Origin of the sequence: Commensalibacter nepenthis, from assembly GCF_029953305.1 — a bacterium.
In the GTDB taxonomy this organism is placed as follows: Bacteria; Pseudomonadota; Alphaproteobacteria; order Acetobacterales; family Acetobacteraceae; genus Commensalibacter; species Commensalibacter nepenthis.
Genome location: NZ_JASBAN010000019.1, coordinates 1 through 552, shown reverse-complemented (window position 1 = coordinate 552; position 552 = coordinate 1). Strand labels below are relative to the sequence as shown.

General features: G+C 51.3%; 1 protein-coding gene. It reads right to left on the bottom strand.

The features are described 5' to 3' along the window. Positions 1–552, bottom strand: a 552-nt coding sequence (locus QJV33_RS11960) for a hypothetical protein (RefSeq protein WP_281463630.1), incomplete at both ends; no start/stop codon positions are given.

Below are 552 nucleotides of genomic sequence, written 5' to 3'. Positions count from 1 at the left end.
GCTGAAACCGTTCCTTTTACTGTGCCAGCCGCCGCCCCAGGAAGGGCTCCAACACCTTCACCTGCAACCGCTCCAACAACAGCACCTTGCACTGCGCCTTTGCCCGCTTCTGATGGTATCTTACCTACTGCTTCCCAAGCTGTATTATAACTATTATTAACTAATATTTTGCCTGTTCCACTAAACGTCCAGTTATACTGCTGAAGCGTCGAGGCAATATCCGCTCCATTAAATGCACTAGAGCCCCCATCAATGGCAGCTCCCGCTGCTGCACCAGCAGCATTAGCTGCAAGATTAGCGCCAATATTCGTAAAAAGCTCGGCTAATTTTTGATCGTTACCAGCAAGTGCTACCGCATTATCCGCAATAAACTGCCCTGCCGCAGCTAATGTCGCATTCCCCGCAACGGAACTTCCTGTTGCGGCACCGACGTTACCGCCAGTAGCTCCTGCAACGGCGGCACTGCCAGCCGCTTCGAGGATGATGCGACCCCAATCGTTGGAAAGTTTTGTTTCGCCAAACCCTTTTACGCCACTATTATGTAACGCATCA